Source organism: Microbacterium sp. CCH5-D1, assembly GCF_001557335.1.
GTDB lineage: Bacteria > Actinomycetota > Actinomycetes > Actinomycetales > Microbacteriaceae > Microbacterium > Microbacterium oxydans.
In genome coordinates this window covers 1-255 of sequence record NZ_LSJW01000042.1, presented here as the reverse complement: position 1 = coordinate 255, position 255 = coordinate 1, and the positions used below count along the sequence as shown (strand labels likewise).

At 65.1% G+C, this 255-nt stretch carries 1 pseudogene; it reads left to right on the top strand.

Features of this window, described 5'->3' with window-relative positions:
- A pseudogene (locus AX744_RS02970) lies at positions 1 to 255 on the top strand (AMP-binding protein); the annotation flags it as partial.

Below are 255 nucleotides of genomic sequence, written 5' to 3'. Positions count from 1 at the left end.
ACAGTGAACCTGGCGGACAAGTCGAAGATCGGCACCGTCGGTCCCGCTCTCCCCGGCGTCGGTGTGCGTCTCGCCGACGACGGCGAGATCGAGGTCCGCGGCATCAACGTGTTCAAGGAGTACTGGAACAACCCGGAGGCGACGGCCGACGCCTTCAGCGAAGGCGGCTGGTTCCACACGGGCGACATCGGCAGCTTCGACTCCGAGGGATTCCTGACGATCACCGGCCGCAAGAAGGAGATCATCGTCACCGCC